Annotated in this window: 14 protein-coding genes; all 14 read right to left on the minus strand. The window is 36.2% G+C overall.

All coding sequences use genetic code 11. The features are described from left to right. Window positions 1-80 precede the first annotated feature (80 nt). The 14 genes from dnaE to rpoC all read right to left on the minus strand — a co-directional run bounded on the left by dnaE (window position 81) and on the right by rpoC (window position 17,353). Entirely contained in the window at window positions 81-3,563 is a 3,483-nt protein-coding gene (gene dnaE / locus A9G17_RS05605) for a DNA polymerase III subunit alpha (protein WP_065737869.1), read from the minus strand. A gap of 165 nt (window positions 3,564-3,728) precedes the next feature. After that, the gene (locus A9G17_RS13230; RefSeq protein WP_256114235.1) at window positions 3,729-3,863 is read right to left on the minus strand and encodes a hypothetical protein; all 135 of its coding nucleotides are present in this window, start codon (window positions 3,861-3,863) and stop codon (window positions 3,729-3,731) included. A gap of 368 nt (window positions 3,864-4,231) precedes the next feature. Then, complete coding sequence (gene fabF / locus A9G17_RS05610) at window positions 4,232-5,476, minus strand: beta-ketoacyl-ACP synthase II (protein ID WP_081301691.1); 1,245 nt, start codon at window positions 5,474-5,476, stop codon at window positions 4,232-4,234. A 147-nt stretch (window positions 5,477-5,623) separates the two neighbouring features. Continuing rightward, a complete protein-coding gene (acpP, locus tag A9G17_RS05615) occupies window positions 5,624-5,857 on the minus strand; it encodes an acyl carrier protein (RefSeq protein WP_034948180.1) in 234 nt (77 codons plus the stop codon). A gap of 150 nt (window positions 5,858-6,007) precedes the next feature. Then, window positions 6,008-6,742, minus strand: a complete 735-nt coding sequence (fabG, locus tag A9G17_RS05620) for a 3-oxoacyl-ACP reductase FabG (RefSeq protein ID WP_065737871.1) — start codon at window positions 6,740-6,742, stop codon at window positions 6,008-6,010. 19 nt (window positions 6,743-6,761) lie between these two features. Then, window positions 6,762-7,697, minus strand: a complete 936-nt coding sequence (fabD, locus tag A9G17_RS05625; RefSeq protein WP_065737872.1) for an ACP S-malonyltransferase — start codon at window positions 7,695-7,697, stop codon at window positions 6,762-6,764. Between the two features lie 35 nt (window positions 7,698-7,732). After that, a complete protein-coding gene (locus tag A9G17_RS05630) occupies window positions 7,733-8,686 on the minus strand; it encodes a beta-ketoacyl-ACP synthase III (RefSeq protein WP_065737873.1) in 954 nt (317 codons plus the stop codon). Between the two features lie 4 nt (window positions 8,687-8,690). After that, complete coding sequence (gene plsX / locus A9G17_RS05635) at window positions 8,691-9,737, minus strand: phosphate acyltransferase PlsX (RefSeq protein ID WP_081301692.1); 1,047 nt, start codon at window positions 9,735-9,737, stop codon at window positions 8,691-8,693. 33 nt (window positions 9,738-9,770) lie between these two features. Further along, on the minus strand, window positions 9,771-9,938 hold the full coding sequence (rpmF, locus tag A9G17_RS05640) for a 50S ribosomal protein L32 (protein ID WP_025316508.1): 168 nt from the start codon (window positions 9,936-9,938) through the stop codon (window positions 9,771-9,773). Between the two features lie 4 nt (window positions 9,939-9,942). Further along, the gene (yceD, locus tag A9G17_RS05645; protein ID WP_065737874.1) at window positions 9,943-10,452 is read right to left on the minus strand and encodes a 23S rRNA accumulation protein YceD; all 510 of its coding nucleotides are present in this window, start codon (window positions 10,450-10,452) and stop codon (window positions 9,943-9,945) included. Between the two features lie 341 nt (window positions 10,453-10,793). Further along, entirely contained in the window at window positions 10,794-11,705 is a 912-nt protein-coding gene (locus A9G17_RS05650) for a TPM domain-containing protein (protein WP_065737875.1), read from the minus strand. Window positions 11,706-11,713: 8 nt separating this feature from the next. After that, complete coding sequence (locus tag A9G17_RS05655; RefSeq protein WP_065737876.1) at window positions 11,714-12,310, minus strand: LemA family protein; 597 nt, start codon at window positions 12,308-12,310, stop codon at window positions 11,714-11,716. Window positions 12,311-12,740: 430 nt separating this feature from the next. Further along, complete coding sequence (locus A9G17_RS05660; protein ID WP_065737877.1) at window positions 12,741-13,052, minus strand: antibiotic biosynthesis monooxygenase family protein; 312 nt, start codon at window positions 13,050-13,052, stop codon at window positions 12,741-12,743. An 83-nt stretch (window positions 13,053-13,135) separates the two neighbouring features. After that, the gene (gene rpoC, locus A9G17_RS05665; protein WP_065737878.1) at window positions 13,136-17,353 is read right to left on the minus strand and encodes a DNA-directed RNA polymerase subunit beta'; all 4,218 of its coding nucleotides are present in this window, start codon (window positions 17,351-17,353) and stop codon (window positions 13,136-13,138) included. Window positions 17,354-17,379 lie beyond the last annotated feature (26 nt).

The following is a 17,379-nucleotide window of genomic DNA, read 5'->3' on the forward strand; positions in this document are numbered from 1 at the left end:
CTAGTTTTTAATAATAGTGACTTTAATTGATCTGCTCTTTTAAATCAATAACACTTAATTGATAGGTAATTATTTAATTATTATTTGTCAAACTCAAATTCAATGCGATCGTTACCAAGTAATGTTTTTAATTCTACAATTAAAGCATCTTCTGGTATTATTCGCCATGTAGTACCAAATTGAATACGAACTACAGAATCATCGCGATGATAATATAAATTAACTGGTACACTTCCATGACGATAAGGTTCAAAAATTTGTTGTAATCGTAGTAATATTGAACGATTAGCTTCAATTTCAGTTAATGAAACAGCAAGACCTTTTACATATTTTGCTCGAGCATCTTTTAAATCTACAATATCTCGTACTGACATTTTGAGTCCACCATTAAAATCATCGTGACTGACTTGTCCTGACACAATGAGAATTTTATCTTTTACAAGTAGATGCCCAAATTTTTCTAAAGAATCGGCAAACAGCATGCCATCAATACGGCCTGAACGGTCATCTAGAGTAAACAAACCAATCTTATTACCTTTTTTAGTTATCCTAACTCTAGCATCAGCAACTATACCTGCAAAGGTTGCTAGTTTTCCCCAACCAGTAGGTGAAGCCTCGCTTATTCGTAACCCTCCGGAATAACGATTCAATTCCTTTAAATACTGAGTTACTGGATGGCCTGTTAAATATAGTCCTAATGCTTCTCGCTCACCATCTAATAACACTTGAGCAGGTAATTCGGGAACTGCAGCATAAGCATGTTCAACTTGCTCAGGCTCTTCAGCTAAAACACCGAACATATCTTCTTGACCGATATCTTGGGCTTTGGCATATTGATCTGCTGCTTGCATCGCATCATTAATACTATGTAAAATCGCTGCTCGATGAGGTCCTAATTTGTCAAAAGCTCCAGCCATAGTTAGCTTTTCAAGTATCCGGCGATTGATTTTCTTCATGTCTGTTCTGGCGCAAAGTTCAAAGATATTTTTAAAATATCCTCCACTATTACGAGCTTCAACAATAGCTTCAATTGGACCTTCACCAACCCCTTTTATAGCACCTATACCATAAACAATCTCACCTTTATCATTCACATGAAAATGGTAAAGACCACTATTAATATCAGGAGGATTAACTTTTAATCCCATTCTTAAACATTCATCAACTAAGCCAACGATTTTATCGGTATTATCCATATCGGCAGTCATCACTGCTGCCATAAATTCAGCAGGATAGTGTGTTTTTAACCACAATGTTTGATAAGAAACAAGTGCATAAGCAGCAGAATGAGATTTATTAAATCCATAACCAGCAAACTTTTCAACTAAATCGAATATACGCATCGCAAGTTCGCCATCAACACCTTGTTTTTCTGCTCCTTCTTTGAACACAGAGCGCTGTTTTGCCATTTCTTCAGGTTTTTTCTTACCCATAGCTCGACGCAATAAATCTGCCCCGCCTAACGTATAACCAGATAAGGTTTGAGCGATCTGCATAACTTGTTCTTGATATAAAATAATACCATAGGTTGGATCTAATATTGGTTTTAATGACTCATGTTGGTATTTTATATCGGGATAAGAAACATCTTCTCGACCGTGTTTACGATCGATAAAATTATCTACCATGCCAGATTGTAGTGGGCCAGGACGAAACAGTGCTACTAACGCTATCATATCCTCAAAACAGTCTGGTTTTAAACGCCGAATTAAATCTTTCATTCCTCTAGATTCCAGCTGGAATACAGCTGTTGTTTCGGCTTTTAACAACAGTTCAAAAGAATCTTTATCATCAAGTTCTATGCGATTGATATCAACTAGCGGCTGACCATTTCTCAACTGACGTTCATTAATCATTTTAATTGCCCAATTAATAATGGTTAATGTACGTAGTCCTAAAAAGTCAAACTTTACCAGTCCAGCATATTCAACATCATTTTTATCAAACTGAGTTACTGGATGATTTCCCTCTGGATCACAATAAATTGGTGCGAAATCCGTAATCTTAGTCGGTGAAATCACCACCCCACCAGCATGTTTACCCGCATTTCGTGTGACCCCTTCTAATTGACGTGCAATGTCAATTAATGATTTAATCTCTTCATTATTATCGTATAAATCTTGGAGTTGAGGTTCAACTTCAAAAGCTTTTGCCAGAGTCATTCCTGGATCAAGTGGAATTAATTTAGAAATACGATCAACAAATCCATAAGGATGTCCTAGTACTCGACCGACATCACGTATTACCGCTTTAGCTGCCATCGTACCAAAAGTGATAATTTGTGAAACAGCATCCCGACCATACATATCAGCAACATGGTCGATAACAAGATCGCGTTTTTCCATACAAAAGTCGACATCAAAGTCAGGCATTGAAACACGTTCAGGATTCAAGAAACGTTCAAATAGCAAATCAAAAGCTAACGGATCTAAATCAGTAATTTTTAAAGCATAAGCAACGAGAGAGCCCGCGCCAGATCCCCGTCCAGGTCCGACAGGAATATCATTATCTTTTGACCATTGAATAAACTCCATAACTATCAGGAAATAGCCAGGAAAGCCCATCTGATTAATGACGTTTAATTCTGTTTCCAAGCGTTCGTCATATTCCGATCTTCTTTGTTTTCTTATTTCAGGATCGGGAAATAAAAATTCAAGTCTTTCTTCTAAACCGATTTTTGATTTATAGACTAAGAAATCTTCAGTTGACATATCTCCAGTTGGAAATTTAGGTAAAAAGTATTCACCAAGTCGAATTGTAACATTACATCGTTTTGCTATTTCAACGCTATTTTCCAAAGCTTCAGGAATATCCGAAAATAGGTCACACATCTCTTGTTCACTACGAAGATACTGTTGAGACGAGTAGTTTTTAGGGCGATTAGGATCTTCAAGTGTATTGCCATCATGAATGGCCACACGAATTTCATGAGCTTCAAAATCTGAGGATTTTAAAAATCTAACATCATTGGTAGCAACAACAGGTAATTGATGTTGTTCGGAAAGTTTTACGGCAGTATGAATGAATAATTCTTCATTAGTACGCCCCGTACGTACCAGTTCAAAATAAAAATGATTAGGAAAATTTTCAAAATAAAAATTAATTCCATTATCAACTATTGCCTGATTATTACGAGTAATGCCAATACCAATATCACTTTCTCTTCCAGCTAAAACAATTAATCCTGCTCTATGCTCAACCAGCCATTGTTGATCTACTACAGGCATATCACCAATATAGCCACGCTGATAAGCTTTAGAAATTAATAAAGTAAGATTTTGATATCCCTCATTTGTTGCAGCTAATAATGTTAACTGATAGATATCATCTGATAGTTGAGGATTTTTAATGATTAAATCGGCACCAATAATAGGTTTAATTCCTTTGGACATTGCAGAACCATAAAATTTAACCAGTCCGCAAAGATTTGTAAAATCAGTGATCGCAAAAGCTGGCATCTGCAATTTGCTCACTTCACTAACTAATGCACCGACTTTAGCAATTCCATCAATCATGGAAAAATCGCTATGTAAATGAAGATGAATAAATTTGGGGTCTGCCATAATTACCGGAAATAAAAAAGATATAAAAATTGGTTAGCATTATAACACAAGCAAGATGAATATTCTTATTCTGTTTACCAGCACAAATTTATATAAGGTCGCAACAATAGAAACTATTGTGCATAATATCAACGAGAGCTTTTTAACTGTAGATAACATAAGTTTTTAATGTTTTTTACGACGTAATCCTTCTGCGTTTGCTGCTTTTATTGTGGCAAATACTGTGTTTGGGTTAACTTCAGCAGGTGAGTTATAGATCGATTCACCTTCAGCACAAAATAATAAAGCTGCTTTTATCAAGTCATCATCATTAACATCAATTAAAACTATTTCTGCAAGGTTTTTTGGTAATCCAACTTATTCACAAAATGTATAAACAGTATCAATCATATCTGGTCACTGTCTATCAACATTAACATTGCTAAGGAACCTATGGCGACTTTTTAACCATGCCAATAATTATGCGTTGATTGTAATGCAGTAAAACTATTAAGGATTGAATGAGCTTCAGATAGCCTCTACTTTTAAATCCAAAGCCAGAAAATAGTTTGAAAAATTAGACACATTAACATTTTTATTTTGATAATTTTAACCATTATTAAGCAGTAATATAGAAAGGAATTTCTCACTCCCATCACTTTTTATAGTGATGGGAAAGCAAAATAGAATTACATTTTTTTAAATAACACTGAACCATTGGTTCCACCGAAACCAAACGAATTACAAAGTGCATATTCTAAATTCTTAACTTGACGAGCAGTATGAGGTACATAATCAAGATCACAACCTTCATCTGGGTTATCCAGATTAATAGTTGGTGGAATAGCTTGATCATGTAATGCCTGCACAGTAAAAATTGACTCAACAGCACCTGCTGCACCAAGTAAATGACCAATCATTGACTTAGTTGAGCTAACCATTACTTTATTAGCATTTTCTTTAAAAATACTTTTAACCGCTTGCGTTTCAGCTATATCACCAGCTGGTGTAGATGTTCCATGAGCATTAATATATCCCACTTGTTCAGGAGTTATTCCTGCATCACGAAGTGCGCATTTCATGGCTAACGCCGCACCACTACCATCTGGTGGTGGTGAGGTCATATGATATGCATCACTACTCATACCAAATCCAACTAATTCAGCGTAGATTTTAGCGCCGCGTTTTTTAGCATGTTCATATTCTTCTAAGAACATAATACCTGCACCATCACCAAGCACAAAACCATCTCGATCTTTGTCCCATGGTCGACTTGCACCTTTAGGATTATCATTATTTGTAGATAATGCACGAGCTGCGCCAAACCCGCCAATACCAAGTGGAGTACTTCCTTTTTCTGCGCCACCAGCTAACATTGCATCAGCATCACCATAAGCAATCATGCGTGCAGCATTCCCTATATTATGAACTCCTGAAGAACAAGCTGTAGCAATAGCAATACTTGGTCCTTTTAATCCATAAATAATAGATAAATGTCCAGCAATCATATTAACAATTGTAGATGGCACAAAAAACGGACTAATTTTCCTAGGTCCACCATTGACTAATGCGCTGTGATTTTCTTCAATTAATCCAAGTCCACCAATACCTGAACCAATAGCACAACCAATACGTTCTGCATTTTCTTCCGTTATTTCAATACCAGCATCTTGCATTGCTTGTATACCTGCGGCAATACCATATTGGATAAAATAATCCATTTTACGCGCATCTTTACGTGAAATATTATAATTTTCGCCATCAAAGTTCTTAACCATAGCGGCGAAGTGCGTTGCGAAAGGGGCAGTATCAAAGTGTTCTATGAGTTCAACACCGCTTTGACCAGCTAGAAGTGCTTGCCAAGTGGATTCAACTGTATTACCGACTGGAGATATCATGCCCATTCCTGTGACAACAACTCTGCGTTTAGACACATTGTCCTCCAGAAAAGGATTGAAATGAAATTTGAATCATTGAAAATTTATTTTAAGTTTTCGTTCAATATTCTCAAATTATAAAATTAAAGATAAGCATACGAACTAGGCGATCACTTGACCGCCTATTAAAAAAACTCTGCAACTTTACTGATTTGCAGTAATATAATCAATTGCTGATTGTACAGTTGTAATTTTTTCAGCTTCTTCATCAGGAATTTCAGTATCAAATTCTTCTTCCAAAGCCATAACTAGCTCAACTGTATCAAGTGAGTCAGCACCAAGATCTTCAACGAAAGAAGATTCATTTTTAACTTCTTCCTCTTTCACACCAAGTTGCTCAACAATAATTTTCTTAACTCGCTCTTCAATAGTACTCATACTCTTTTTTTTCCTATAAAAATCGCCAAAAGTGGCGGTGAATGTAAGTTTATAAAATGTTGAAAAAGATGCAAATCATTTTTCAACCCAATTGCTTATTTTTTAAGCTAAATGTTAAAATATTAGCTTATTTTACACTATTCTAATCAATTACACCATATACATGCCACCATTGACATGTAAAGTTTCACCAGTAATATAAGATGCTTCATCTGATGCTAAAAATGCTACTGCATTTGCAATTTCAGTTGGTTCACCTAAACGCCCTGCTGGAACTTGTGCCAATGTTAATGCCTTTTGTTCGTCTGTTAAAGCTGCTGTCATATCTGTTTCAATAAAGCCTGGAGCAACAACATTAACGGTAATACCTCTTGAAGCTACCTCACGTGCAAGTGATTTACTAAAGCCAATTAGTCCTGCTTTAGCTGCGGCATAATTAGCCTGCCCAGCATTACCCATAGTACCAACTACTGAACCAATAGTTATAATTCTGCCATAACGCTTTTTCATCATTGTACGCATTAATGCTTTAGATAAACGGAAAACAGAAGTTAAGTTTGTATCTAAAATGTCCTGCCATTCGTCTTCTTTCATTCGCATTAATAAATTATCACGAGTAATGCCAGCGTTATTAACCAAAATATCAATATCACCAAATTCAGCTTTGATTGTACTAATTACCGATTCAATTGAAGCTTCATCAGTAACATTTAAAGCTAATCCTTTACCATTTTGGTCTAAATATTGACTAATAGCCTCAGCACCTTTTTCTGTTGTCGCTGTCCCAATGACTGTTGCACCACAAGCAACAAGTTTTTCTGCGATTGCTTTACCAATGCCACGGCTAGCGCCAGTGACTAAAGCAATTTTTCCTGATAGGTTCATATTTACCTCTTTTTATCTTTTATTTAGTAATTTCCAATGCGGCATCTAATGAAGCTTTATCATTAACAGCACAAGCAGATAGCGTGTCGACAATACGTTTAGTTAGACCTGTTAATACTTTACCAGGCCCCATTTCCACTAATAATGTTACACCTTGATTAGCCATTTCTTCAACTGTTTCAGTCCAGCGTACTGGGCTATAAAGCTGAGCAATTAAAGCTCCTCTAATATTGTCAGCGACAGATTCAACTTTGACATCAACATTGTTAATTACGGCAAATTTCGGTGCATTAAACGTAATACTATTTAGAGTTGATGCTAATTTATCCGCCGCTGGCTTCATTAAAGCACAGTGTGAAGGTACGCTCACTGCAAGAGGTAATGCTCGTTTAGCTCCCGCCTCTTTACATAAAGCACCAGCTCGCTCAACCGCTTCTTTATTACCTGCAATAACGACTTGACCAGGAGAATTAAAATTCACCGGTGCAACAACTTGTCCTTGTGCCGCTTGTTCACATGCAAGACGAATCGAGTCATTATCTAATCCAATAATTGCATACATAGCACCAGTTCCATTTGGTACGGCTTCTTGCATTAATTTCCCCCGCAACTCAACAAGTTTAATCGCATCTTTAAAATCAACCACACCTGCACAAACTAAAGCTGAATACTCACCTAAACTATGTCCTGCCATAAAATCAGGTTCAGGACCATTTTCGCTTTGCCATACTCTATATATAGCTACAGATGAGGCAAGTAATGCTGGTTGCGTTTGCCATGTTTTATTTAATTCTTCTGCTGGGCCAGTTTGTATTAAGGCCCATAAATCATAACCGAGTACTTCAGAAGCTTCAGCAAAAGTTGATTTCACAATTGGATAATTGTCAGCAAGATCTTTTAACATGCCGACAGTTTGTGAGCCTTGTCCCGGAAATACCATTGCAAATTTGGTCATTATTAAATCCTTGATCATTAAAAATAAAGCATAAATTAAAATCTAATTAGTGCAGAACCCCAAACAAAGCCACCACCAAAAGCTTCTAACAGAATTAGTTGACCTCGTTGAATTCGCCCATCCCGCACACCTGTATCTAAAGCACAAGGAACAGAAGCCGCGGAAGTATTACCCTGTTTATCTAATGTGACAATAACTTTACTCATATCCATATCTAAACGTTTAGCTGTTGCTGAAATAATTCTTAAATTAGCTTGATGCGGCACCAACCAATCTAGATCTGCTTTATTAAATGAATTTTCCATTAAAAGTTCATCAACTAAATTTGAAAGTTCTTTAACAGCAACTTTAAACACTTCGTTACCATGCATAGTCATGTAAACGGGATCATCCATATTACGACGATCAACATATGGATACTTCAACAAGTCGCCATAACGCCCATCAGCATGAAGATGTGAAGCAATAATACCAGGTTCATCTGATGCCCCGACAACAACCGCACCTGCACCATCACCAAAAATAATAACGGTACTACGATCATTTAGATCAACACCTCGTGTTAACATATCTGAACCAACGACTAATGCATATTTAACAGCACCACTTTTAATGTATTTATCTGCGATATCAAGCGCATAAACAAATCCTGAGCAGGCAGCGGATACATCAAACGCAACGACATCATCAATATCTAATTTAGCTTGTAATTCTGTTGCAGAACTTGGAAAAGCATTGGCTGAAGTTGCTGTTGCAACAATAATCATTCCAATATCATTTTTGTTGATATTCGCCATATCTATGGCATTTATAGCTGCTTCATAAGCCATACTTGTAACGGTTTCGTATGGTTCAGCAATGCGTCTTTCCTTGATACCAGTCCGCGTAGTGATCCACTCATCGCTAGTATCGACCATTTTTTCAAGATCAGTATTAGTTCTGATCTGTTTTGGAAGATAACTCCCTGTTCCTAAAATCTTTGTATACATCTAATTATTCGCTCTTGGGTAATGCGGAAGAAAGGCTCATTGCAATCTTCTCTGGTATATTTGTTTGTATTGCCAAAATAGCTTGTTCAATTGCTGCAAAAAATGATTTTTGATTGGCACTACCGTGACTTTTAATCACAATACTTCGGAGTCCAAGCAAACAAGCCCCATTATAGCGTCCAGGATCTAAATAACCAAAATTTTTTGTAATCATCCTTTGCAGCCATTTGCTTAATAATTTTATAAAAAATGAATGGCGACCTAAAGATAATTTAAATGAAGACATAAAAATTTTAATTAATCCTTCAACCGTTTTCAGTGTCACATTACCGACAAAACCATCGCATACTAATACATCTGTTTTGCCAGTTAAAAGTTCATTACCTTCCAAATAACCAATATAATTAATTTGATCATTAGATTTTAAAACCTCTGCTGCTGCTCGGATTTTATCCAAACCTTTAATATCTTCTTCACCAATATTAAGTAATGCAACTCGAGGATGTTCTATCTTAAGTACAGTTTTTGCTAGGATTTCGCCCATTATTGCAAATTGTACCAACATATCACTATCACACTGCGCATTGGCACCGAGATCTAATACTACGGTATTTTGATTATTTAAAGCGGGAATTGTAGCCACTAAAGCAGGACGATCAATTCCTGTTAATGAGTGTAATAACAGCTTTGATAGTCCCATTAATGCCCCTGTATTACCTGCACTCACACATGCTTGAGCCTTGTTATCTTTAACCAATTCAAGCGCTATTCGCATTGATGAGCCTTGGCTATGACGAATTGCATAAGAAGGTTTTATGTCATTAGCAATTACTGAACTTGATTCAATCAAATTTAATCTACCATTTGATTGATATTGAGTGACAAGTTGTGAATTTTCTTTAGACAAAAAGAAATTGATTTCTGTTGGATCGCCGACCAGAAATAAAGAAAGGTTAGGATAACAATTTAGTGCTTGTATTGCTGCAGGAACAACAATACGAGGACCGAAGTCCCCGCTCATAGCATCTAACGCAATGGTTAGATTATCCAAAATGTCACCTGAGGATTTCTAATTAAATAGTTATTATTTAGAAATCACTTTACGACCACGATAATAACCATCAGCGGTTACGTGATGACGTAAATGAGTTTTACCTGATTCATCAACTGAGATATTAGCAACAGTTAATGCATCATGAGAACGACGCATACCACGTTTTGCACGAGTTTTACGATTCTGTTGAACAGCCATGGATTTACCCCTTATTCTTTAAACTAACTAAAATTGCAAATGGATTTGGTTTTTCATTCTCAGCAGGAATTTCACCAAATACCATATCTGCCTCTGACACTTCGCAGTGTTTACTATCATGTACCGGCGCAATTGGCAACGAAAGTATAATTTCGTCCTCAAGTAACGCTAATATATCTACTTCGCCGAACTCGTTCATCAGAACAGGCTCATAATGTTCCGGTAGAGTCTCTGCTTGAGCATCGCTCTTAACAGGACTGAATTTATTCATCACATGAACTTCAGTGATAAAAGGTTTAAAACAACGTTGACAAATCAACTCTAACGTCATTTTTGCATCAATTGTGATAACACAAAGTTTTTGCTCATCATAATCAAAAGATAAGCTACACGTAATATCACTTTTTGGACAATCAACCCTAGTTATAGCTTGAATAGGATAATATCCAACATAATCAAGCCGTTTTTGCGCTGCTTTAATTGGGTCAATTGTTAATGGCAATTTATTTAGCATAAGATATGTTTATCTACCTTAAAATTTTATTCAGTATAGTTAAAAACTACACAATGCCGTAAGGCGCGCATATTACCTTTAAATCATGATTTCGTCAATGGGCGTAAACAAGATAATTTGTTTTAGTTATTGATTATTACCTTAATATTTATTCTGATTATATAATTTAGTTCATAACAAAAATATAATCGCTAAATTTGATTTTTATATTAAATATCAAATTTACGTTAACTATTATTTATCCAAAAAATAGAATATAGGAAGGAAAAACTTGATTACTGTTAAAAACGAATAATAAGAATTAATTAAAAAATAAGACAAATAAAACATCCCATTTATTATTACCAACTTCCGGATGCTCCACCACCGCCACTGCGTCCACCGCCTCCACCACCAAAACCGCCGAATGGACCTCCACCAAAACCACCACCTTTACCACCACCGAAACCACCTCCTCGACCTCGACCACTGCTACTCATAGTTAAAATTCCACTTAAAATTGTACTAGCCACAAATGCTAAAAATATTAATGGCAAGACAATATGTAATGAATAACCATTGAACAAAGTAAAACCGCCAACGGATATCCCATTTAACAAACCAGTGCCTAAACTTCTGGCGGCTCTACGTTTAGTGGAACTAATCAAAAATAAGCTCACAACACCGAAACATATCAAAAAGGAGGCTAACCCATAGTTAAATAAATTAGCACCAAATTCACTAGCAAGTACCGTTTTGAGATCAGTATCATTATTAGTTTCTGGTACTTGTTGAGGATCATTCAATTTACTAATTAAAACTGAAAGCGCATCATGTATACCTTGATAATAGTCATTTTTCTTAAATTGTGGCGCTAATTGTTCACGAATAATATGGCTGGCAATTAAGTCAGTAATAGTTCCTTCAAACCCATAACCCACTTCAATTCGCATCAACTTATCATCTTTAACAATTAATAATAAAATGCCATTATCTTTCTCTTTTTTACCTATTTTCCACTGAATAAACACCCGATCGGCATACTGCTCAATCGTTTCATTATCAAGTTTATTAATCATCAATACAGCAATCTGCGCACCATCAGTTCGCGTCTTTTCAAAACCAATCAAGGTTGATTCCAAATCATCTATTTGCGAAGATTCTAAAGTATGTGATATATCAATAACACGATGATCAAATGTTGGAATTTCAGTTAATGCATAACTTACAATACTAAAAAACAGTAAACAAAAGAGCAGATAATATTTTTTCATTATGCTTATTACCCAAAATTGACAGATGGAGCATTAGATATCTGTTGTTCATTTTCAACAGTAAATTGTTGTTTTGGTTGTTGCCCTATTATGTCAGCAACCCATTTAGTCGGTAATTTGCGAATATAACTATTAAAACTCTGGACGGTTTGGATGTATCTACCCCTCGCCACAGTAATACGATTTTCCGTACCTTCAAGTTGGCTCATTAAATCTTGATAAAGGGTATTAGCTTTAAGATCAGGATAGTTTTCACTCACTGCTATTAATCGGCTTAATGCAGAACTTAATTCAGATTGTGCTTGTTGGAATTTAGAAAATAAAGCAGGATCACTAAGTTGATCTGCATTAATTTGAATTGAACCGACTTTAGCTCTAGCATCGGTGACTTGAGTTAATACGTCTTTTTCATGAGAAGCATAACCTTTTACGGTATTGACTAAATTAGGAACCAAATCAGCTCGACGTTTATATTGATTAACAACTTCAGACCATGAAGCGGCTACAGCTTCATCTTGGTTTTGAATATTGTTATAGTCTTTAAAAAAGATAAAAGCCCCAATAATAAGTAATACAATAATAATTAATAAAGATTTTGATTTCATTGTAAGTCCTTATAAATAATTGAATTAATTGATAACTCAACAAATTATGAACAGTAAATAAAATAACCTATTTGAAAACTATATATCCCGCGTTTTACTTAGTATTAAAACTTGCTTTTAAAACAACAAACAAATACAGCCTAGTATGAAAAAATAATAAGGATAGCGAAAAATTGTAAAGAAAAGACTTCAAGAAAAAGTAATTTTGCGTTAACTATTTAAGTAAATCGGATAATGTTATTTACTAACTAAATCTACATTACTTAACATAGTTTATAAACATTATATCTTTTTTTATCAAATTTGCGAAGTATAATCCTAATTACTTATAAAATATACATCGCAATATCATTTATTATTACTTACAAAATTTATTAACAAAAATTCAGATAAATTGGTTAACTAATTTTATCTTTTATAATTATTTTGATTATAGAATTGTTTCAAAACACTCTAATTTTGCTGGTTCAAAATAAATATCTTTATTATTTGATCGATTGTTAGTGTTACGATGGGTATGTTGAAAATATTCGGAATTAACCCAAGCGTCAAAATCTGCTTTAGATTCCCACTCAGTATACGATGAGAATAGCGTATATTCTTCCTCACTTTTTCCACGTAATAAGTAAAAACGATTAAATCCGTTCATGTCTTTTAAATGACTATCTCGGTTACGCCATATTTCAATAAATGTATCTTCACTTCCACATTTAATCTTAAAACGATTCATTACAATATACATCCAAATCTCCTTTTGTATTTCAAATAGTTGGCAAAAAAATAGCACGCATAGGCGTGCTATTTACATTCTAGCCTTTTTACAGGCTATTGTTGTTCTTCTGCTGAGTTTAGTAATTCAGCTAAGTTAGCTGTTGCTTCTTCTGCAGAAATTGTTGTTTGAATATCATCCGTCGATGGCATTGCTCGTTTACGCATACGCTCTTTATGGTAAGCATAACCTGTACCTGCTGGAATTAATCGACCAACAATTACGTTTTCTTTTAAGCCACGTAATTCGTCATTTTTACCAGCAACTGCTGCTTCGGTTAATACGCGTGTTGTTTCTTGGAACGACGCCGCAGATATAAACGATTCAGTAGTTAGTGATGCTTTAGTAATACCAAGCAGATCATGTAAGTAAACAATAGGTTCTTTACCTTGCGCTTCAAGTTCACGGTTAATAATCTTCAAGCGTGAAACCTCAAGTTGTTCTCCATCAAGTAGACGAGAACTACCTGGATGAATAACCGTTGCTTTACGTAACATTTGACGAACGATGACTTCAATGTGTTTATCGTTGATTTTTACACCTTGTAAACGATAAACTTCTTGAACTTCGTTAACAATGTAACGTGTTACTGCATTTACACCACGTAGACGTAAAATATCGTGCGCCGATTCAGGACCATCCGAAATCACATCACCGCGACCAACTTGTTCCCCTTCAAATACGTTAAGCTGACGCCATTTAGGGATCATCTCTTCGTATGGTTCACTACCATCTAATGGTGTGATAATTAAGCGACGTTTACCTTTAGTTTCTTTACCGAATGAGATAATACCATCAATTTCAGCAAGTATAGCTGGTTCTTTCGGTTTACGAGCTTCAAACAAGTCAGCAACACGTGGTAAACCACCTGTAATATCTTTGGTACCAACAGATGCCTGTGGAATACGAGCAAGTGTGTCACCAATATTGATTTCAGCACCATCTTCTAATTGAACTAAAGCTTTACCTGGTAAGAAGTATTGCGCAAGCATTTCTGTACCAGCGACATAAATATCATCGCCTTTAGCATCCACAATTTTGATTGCTGGACGCAAATCTTTACCTACACCAGTACGCTCAGCTACATCTAATATCGCGATAGATGATAAACCGGTTAACTCATCAGTTTGACGAGTAATGGTTTGACCATCAACCATATCAACAAAACGTACAAAACCTTTTGCTTCAGAGATAACTGGCATAGTATGCGGATCCCAGTTAGCAATCGTTTCACCAGCTTCAACCGCTGAACCATTACCTTTAGCTAGAATCGAACCGTAAGGAACTTTGTAGGTTTCTTTCATTCGACCTAATTCATCGATAATTGTTAATTCAGCATTACGTGAAGTAATTACTAATTTCTTATCTGGGTTAGTTACAAACTTCGCATTTGTTAATTTAATGCTACCCTTATTTTTAACTTGAACGCTTGATTCTGCTGCTGCTCGCGATGCAGCACCACCGATGTGGAATGTACGCATGGTTAACTGTGTACCCGGTTCACCGATTGACTGAGCCGCGATAACACCGATTGCTTCACCCTTGTTAACTAAGTGACCACGAGCTAGGTCACGACCATAACATTTTGCACACACACCGAAATCAGTATCACATGAAACCACAGAACGTACTTTCACGCTATCAACAGATTCAGCTTCTAACAAATCACAGTAGCTTTCATCAAGTAGTGTATTACGAGGAATTAAAATATCCGCGCTACCTGGTTTTAATACATCTTCAGCTGTTACACGACCTAGTACACGTTCACGTAGTGGCTCTTTAACATCACCACCCTCAATTACTGGTGTCATTACTACACCTTCTAACGTGCCACAATCATCTTCAATAACAACTAGGTCTTGAGCTACGTCAACTAAACGACGAGTTAAGTAACCTGAGTTCGCAGTTTTCAAGGCAGTATCAGCAAGACCTTTACGTGCACCATGGGTAGAAATAAAGTACTGAAGTACGTTTAATCCTTCACGGAAGTTTGCAGTAATTGGTGTTTCGATAATTGAACCATCTGGTTTTGCCATCAAACCACGCATACCCGCTAACTGACGAATCTGTGCTGCGGAACCACGAGCACCAGAGTCGGCCATCATATAGATACTATTGAAAGAAGATTGAACCTCTTCTTCACCATCACGGTTGATGACCTTTTCAGTTGATAAGTTATCCATCATTGCTTTAGCAACACGCTCATTAGCTGCGGCCCAGATATCGATAACTTTGTTATAACGTTCACCAGCAGTAACTAAACCTGATTGGAACTGTTCTTGAATTTCAGCAACTTCAATTTCAGCTTCGTTGATGATTTGTAATTTCTTCGCAGGAATTTCCATATCATCAATACCAACTGAAACACCAGAACGAGCTGCATAAGCAAAACCGGTATACATCACTTGGTCAGCTAAAATAACAGTTTCTTTCATACCTAATTGGCGATAACAAATATTTAAAATTCGTGAAATCGCTTTTTTTCCGAGTGGTTGATTAATTACTGAGAAGCTCATACCTTTAGGCATAATTAACCACAAAATAGCACGACCAACAGTTGTATCTACAACTGATGTACTATCTTCCCACTCTCCAACACTATTACGCTGACTTTCAGTGATACGTACTTTCACTTTTGCATGTAATTCTACCAGCCCTAAGCGATACAGTTTTTCTGCCTCTTTAGGACCAGTTAATATCATGCCTTCGCCCTTAGCATTCACTTTATCACGAGTCATGTAATAAAGACCTAATACCACGTCCTGAGAAGGAACGATGATAGGTTCACCACTTGCCGGTGAAAGGATGTTGTTGGTTGACATCATCAACGCACGAGCTTCTAACTGTGCTTCTAGTGTTAAAGGAACATGAACAGCCATTTGGTCACCATCGAAGTCAGCATTGAATGCCGCACAAACTAATGGATGTAACTGAATCGCTTTACCTTCAATTAAGATAGGTTCAAATGCTTGAATACCTAATCTATGCAATGTAGGTGCACGGTTTAGTAATACTGGGTGTTCACGAATAACTTCATCTAAGATATCCCAAACAATTGCATCTTCACGCTCAACCATTTTCTTGGCTGCTTTAATGGTAGTGGCATAACCACGGCGTTCTAGTTTTCCGTAAATAAATGGTTTAAATAATTCAAGTGCCATTTTTTTCGGTAAACCACATTGATGTAAACGTAAGTATGGACCTACAGTAATTACTGAACGGCCTGAATAGTCAACACGTTTACCTAATAGGTTTTGACGGAAACGACCTTGTTTACCTTTAATCATATCAGCAAGTGATTTTAAAGGACGTTTGTTTGAACCTGTAATTGCACGACCACGACGACCATTATCTAATAATGCATCAACCGATTCTTGTAGCATACGTTTTTCGTTTCGTACGATAATATCTGGCGCAGCTAAATCTAATAAACGTTTTAAACGGTTATTACGGTTAATTACACGACGATAAAGATCATTTAAATCTGATGTTGCAAAACGTCCGCCATCAAGTGGTACTAGTGGGCGTAAATCAGGTGGCAATACTGGTAATACATTTAAAATCATCCATTCAGGTTTATTTTCTGATTGGATAAATGCTTCAATAATCTTAATACGTTTAGTTAATTTTTTACGTTTAGTTTCAGAATTTGTTGTTGCTAGTTCGTCACGTAGTGCTTCGCATTCAGCTTGCACATCAATATTACGTAACAATTCTTGGATAGCTTCTGCACCCATACGTGCATCGAATTCATCACCAAATTCTTCTAACGCATCTAAATATTGTTCTTCAGTTAAAATCTGACCACGTTCTAAGTTCGTCATGCCTCCATCAAGAACCATGAATGATTCAAAATAAAGCACACGTTCAATATCGCGCAGTGGCATATCAAGCAATAAACCAATACGAGATGGTAATGATTTTAAAAACCAGATATGAGCAGTTGGAGAAGCAAGCTCAATGTGCCCCATACGTTCACGACGCACTTTAGCTTGAGTGACTTCTACACCACATTTTTCACAGATCACACCACGGTGTTTTAAACGTTTATATTTTCCACATAAACATTCATAATCTTTCACAGGTCCAAAAATACGCGCACAAAACAATCCATCACGTTCAGGCTTGAACGTACGATAATTAATTGTTTCAGGTTTTTTGACTTCACCAAAAGACCATGAACGGATCATATCAGGAGAGGCAAGACCTATCTTGATAGCGTCAAAATCTTCAGTTTTAGTTTGTGCTTTTAGAAACTTTAGTAAGTCTTTCACAATTGACTCCTATGGAGTTAAATCAA

Source organism: Gilliamella sp. wkB7 (assembly GCF_001693435.1).
GTDB classification, from domain to species: Bacteria; Pseudomonadota; Gammaproteobacteria; order Enterobacterales; family Orbaceae; genus Gilliamella; species Gilliamella apicola_N.

Bases quoted from the DNA above. Each gene is read 5' to 3' on its own strand.
- A9G17_RS05655 (WP_065737876.1), bottom strand. From the start codon at position 12,310: ATGAAATCAAAATCTTTATTAATTATTATTGTATTACTTATTATTGGG.
- A9G17_RS05630 (WP_065737873.1), bottom strand. From the start codon at position 8,686: ATGTATACAAAGATTTTAGGAACAGGGAGTTATCTTCCAAAACAGATC.
- rpmF (WP_025316508.1), bottom strand. From the start codon at position 9,938: ATGGCTGTTCAACAGAATCGTAAAACTCGTGCAAAACGTGGTATGCGT.
- dnaE (WP_065737869.1), bottom strand. From the start codon at position 3,563: ATGGCAGACCCCAAATTTATTCATCTTCATTTACATAGCGATTTTTCC.
- A9G17_RS05650 (WP_065737875.1), bottom strand. From the start codon at position 11,705: ATGAAAAAATATTATCTGCTCTTTTGTTTACTGTTTTTTAGTATTGTA.
- A9G17_RS05660 (WP_065737877.1), bottom strand. From the start codon at position 13,052: ATGTATATTGTAATGAATCGTTTTAAGATTAAATGTGGAAGTGAAGAT.
- yceD (WP_065737874.1), bottom strand. From the start codon at position 10,452: ATGCTAAATAAATTGCCATTAACAATTGACCCAATTAAAGCAGCGCAA.
- fabD (WP_065737872.1), bottom strand. From the start codon at position 7,697: ATGACCAAATTTGCAATGGTATTTCCGGGACAAGGCTCACAAACTGTC.
- acpP (WP_034948180.1), bottom strand. From the start codon at position 5,857: ATGAGTACTATTGAAGAGCGAGTTAAGAAAATTATTGTTGAGCAACTT.
- fabG (WP_065737871.1), bottom strand. From the start codon at position 6,742: ATGAACCTATCAGGAAAAATTGCTTTAGTCACTGGCGCTAGCCGTGGC.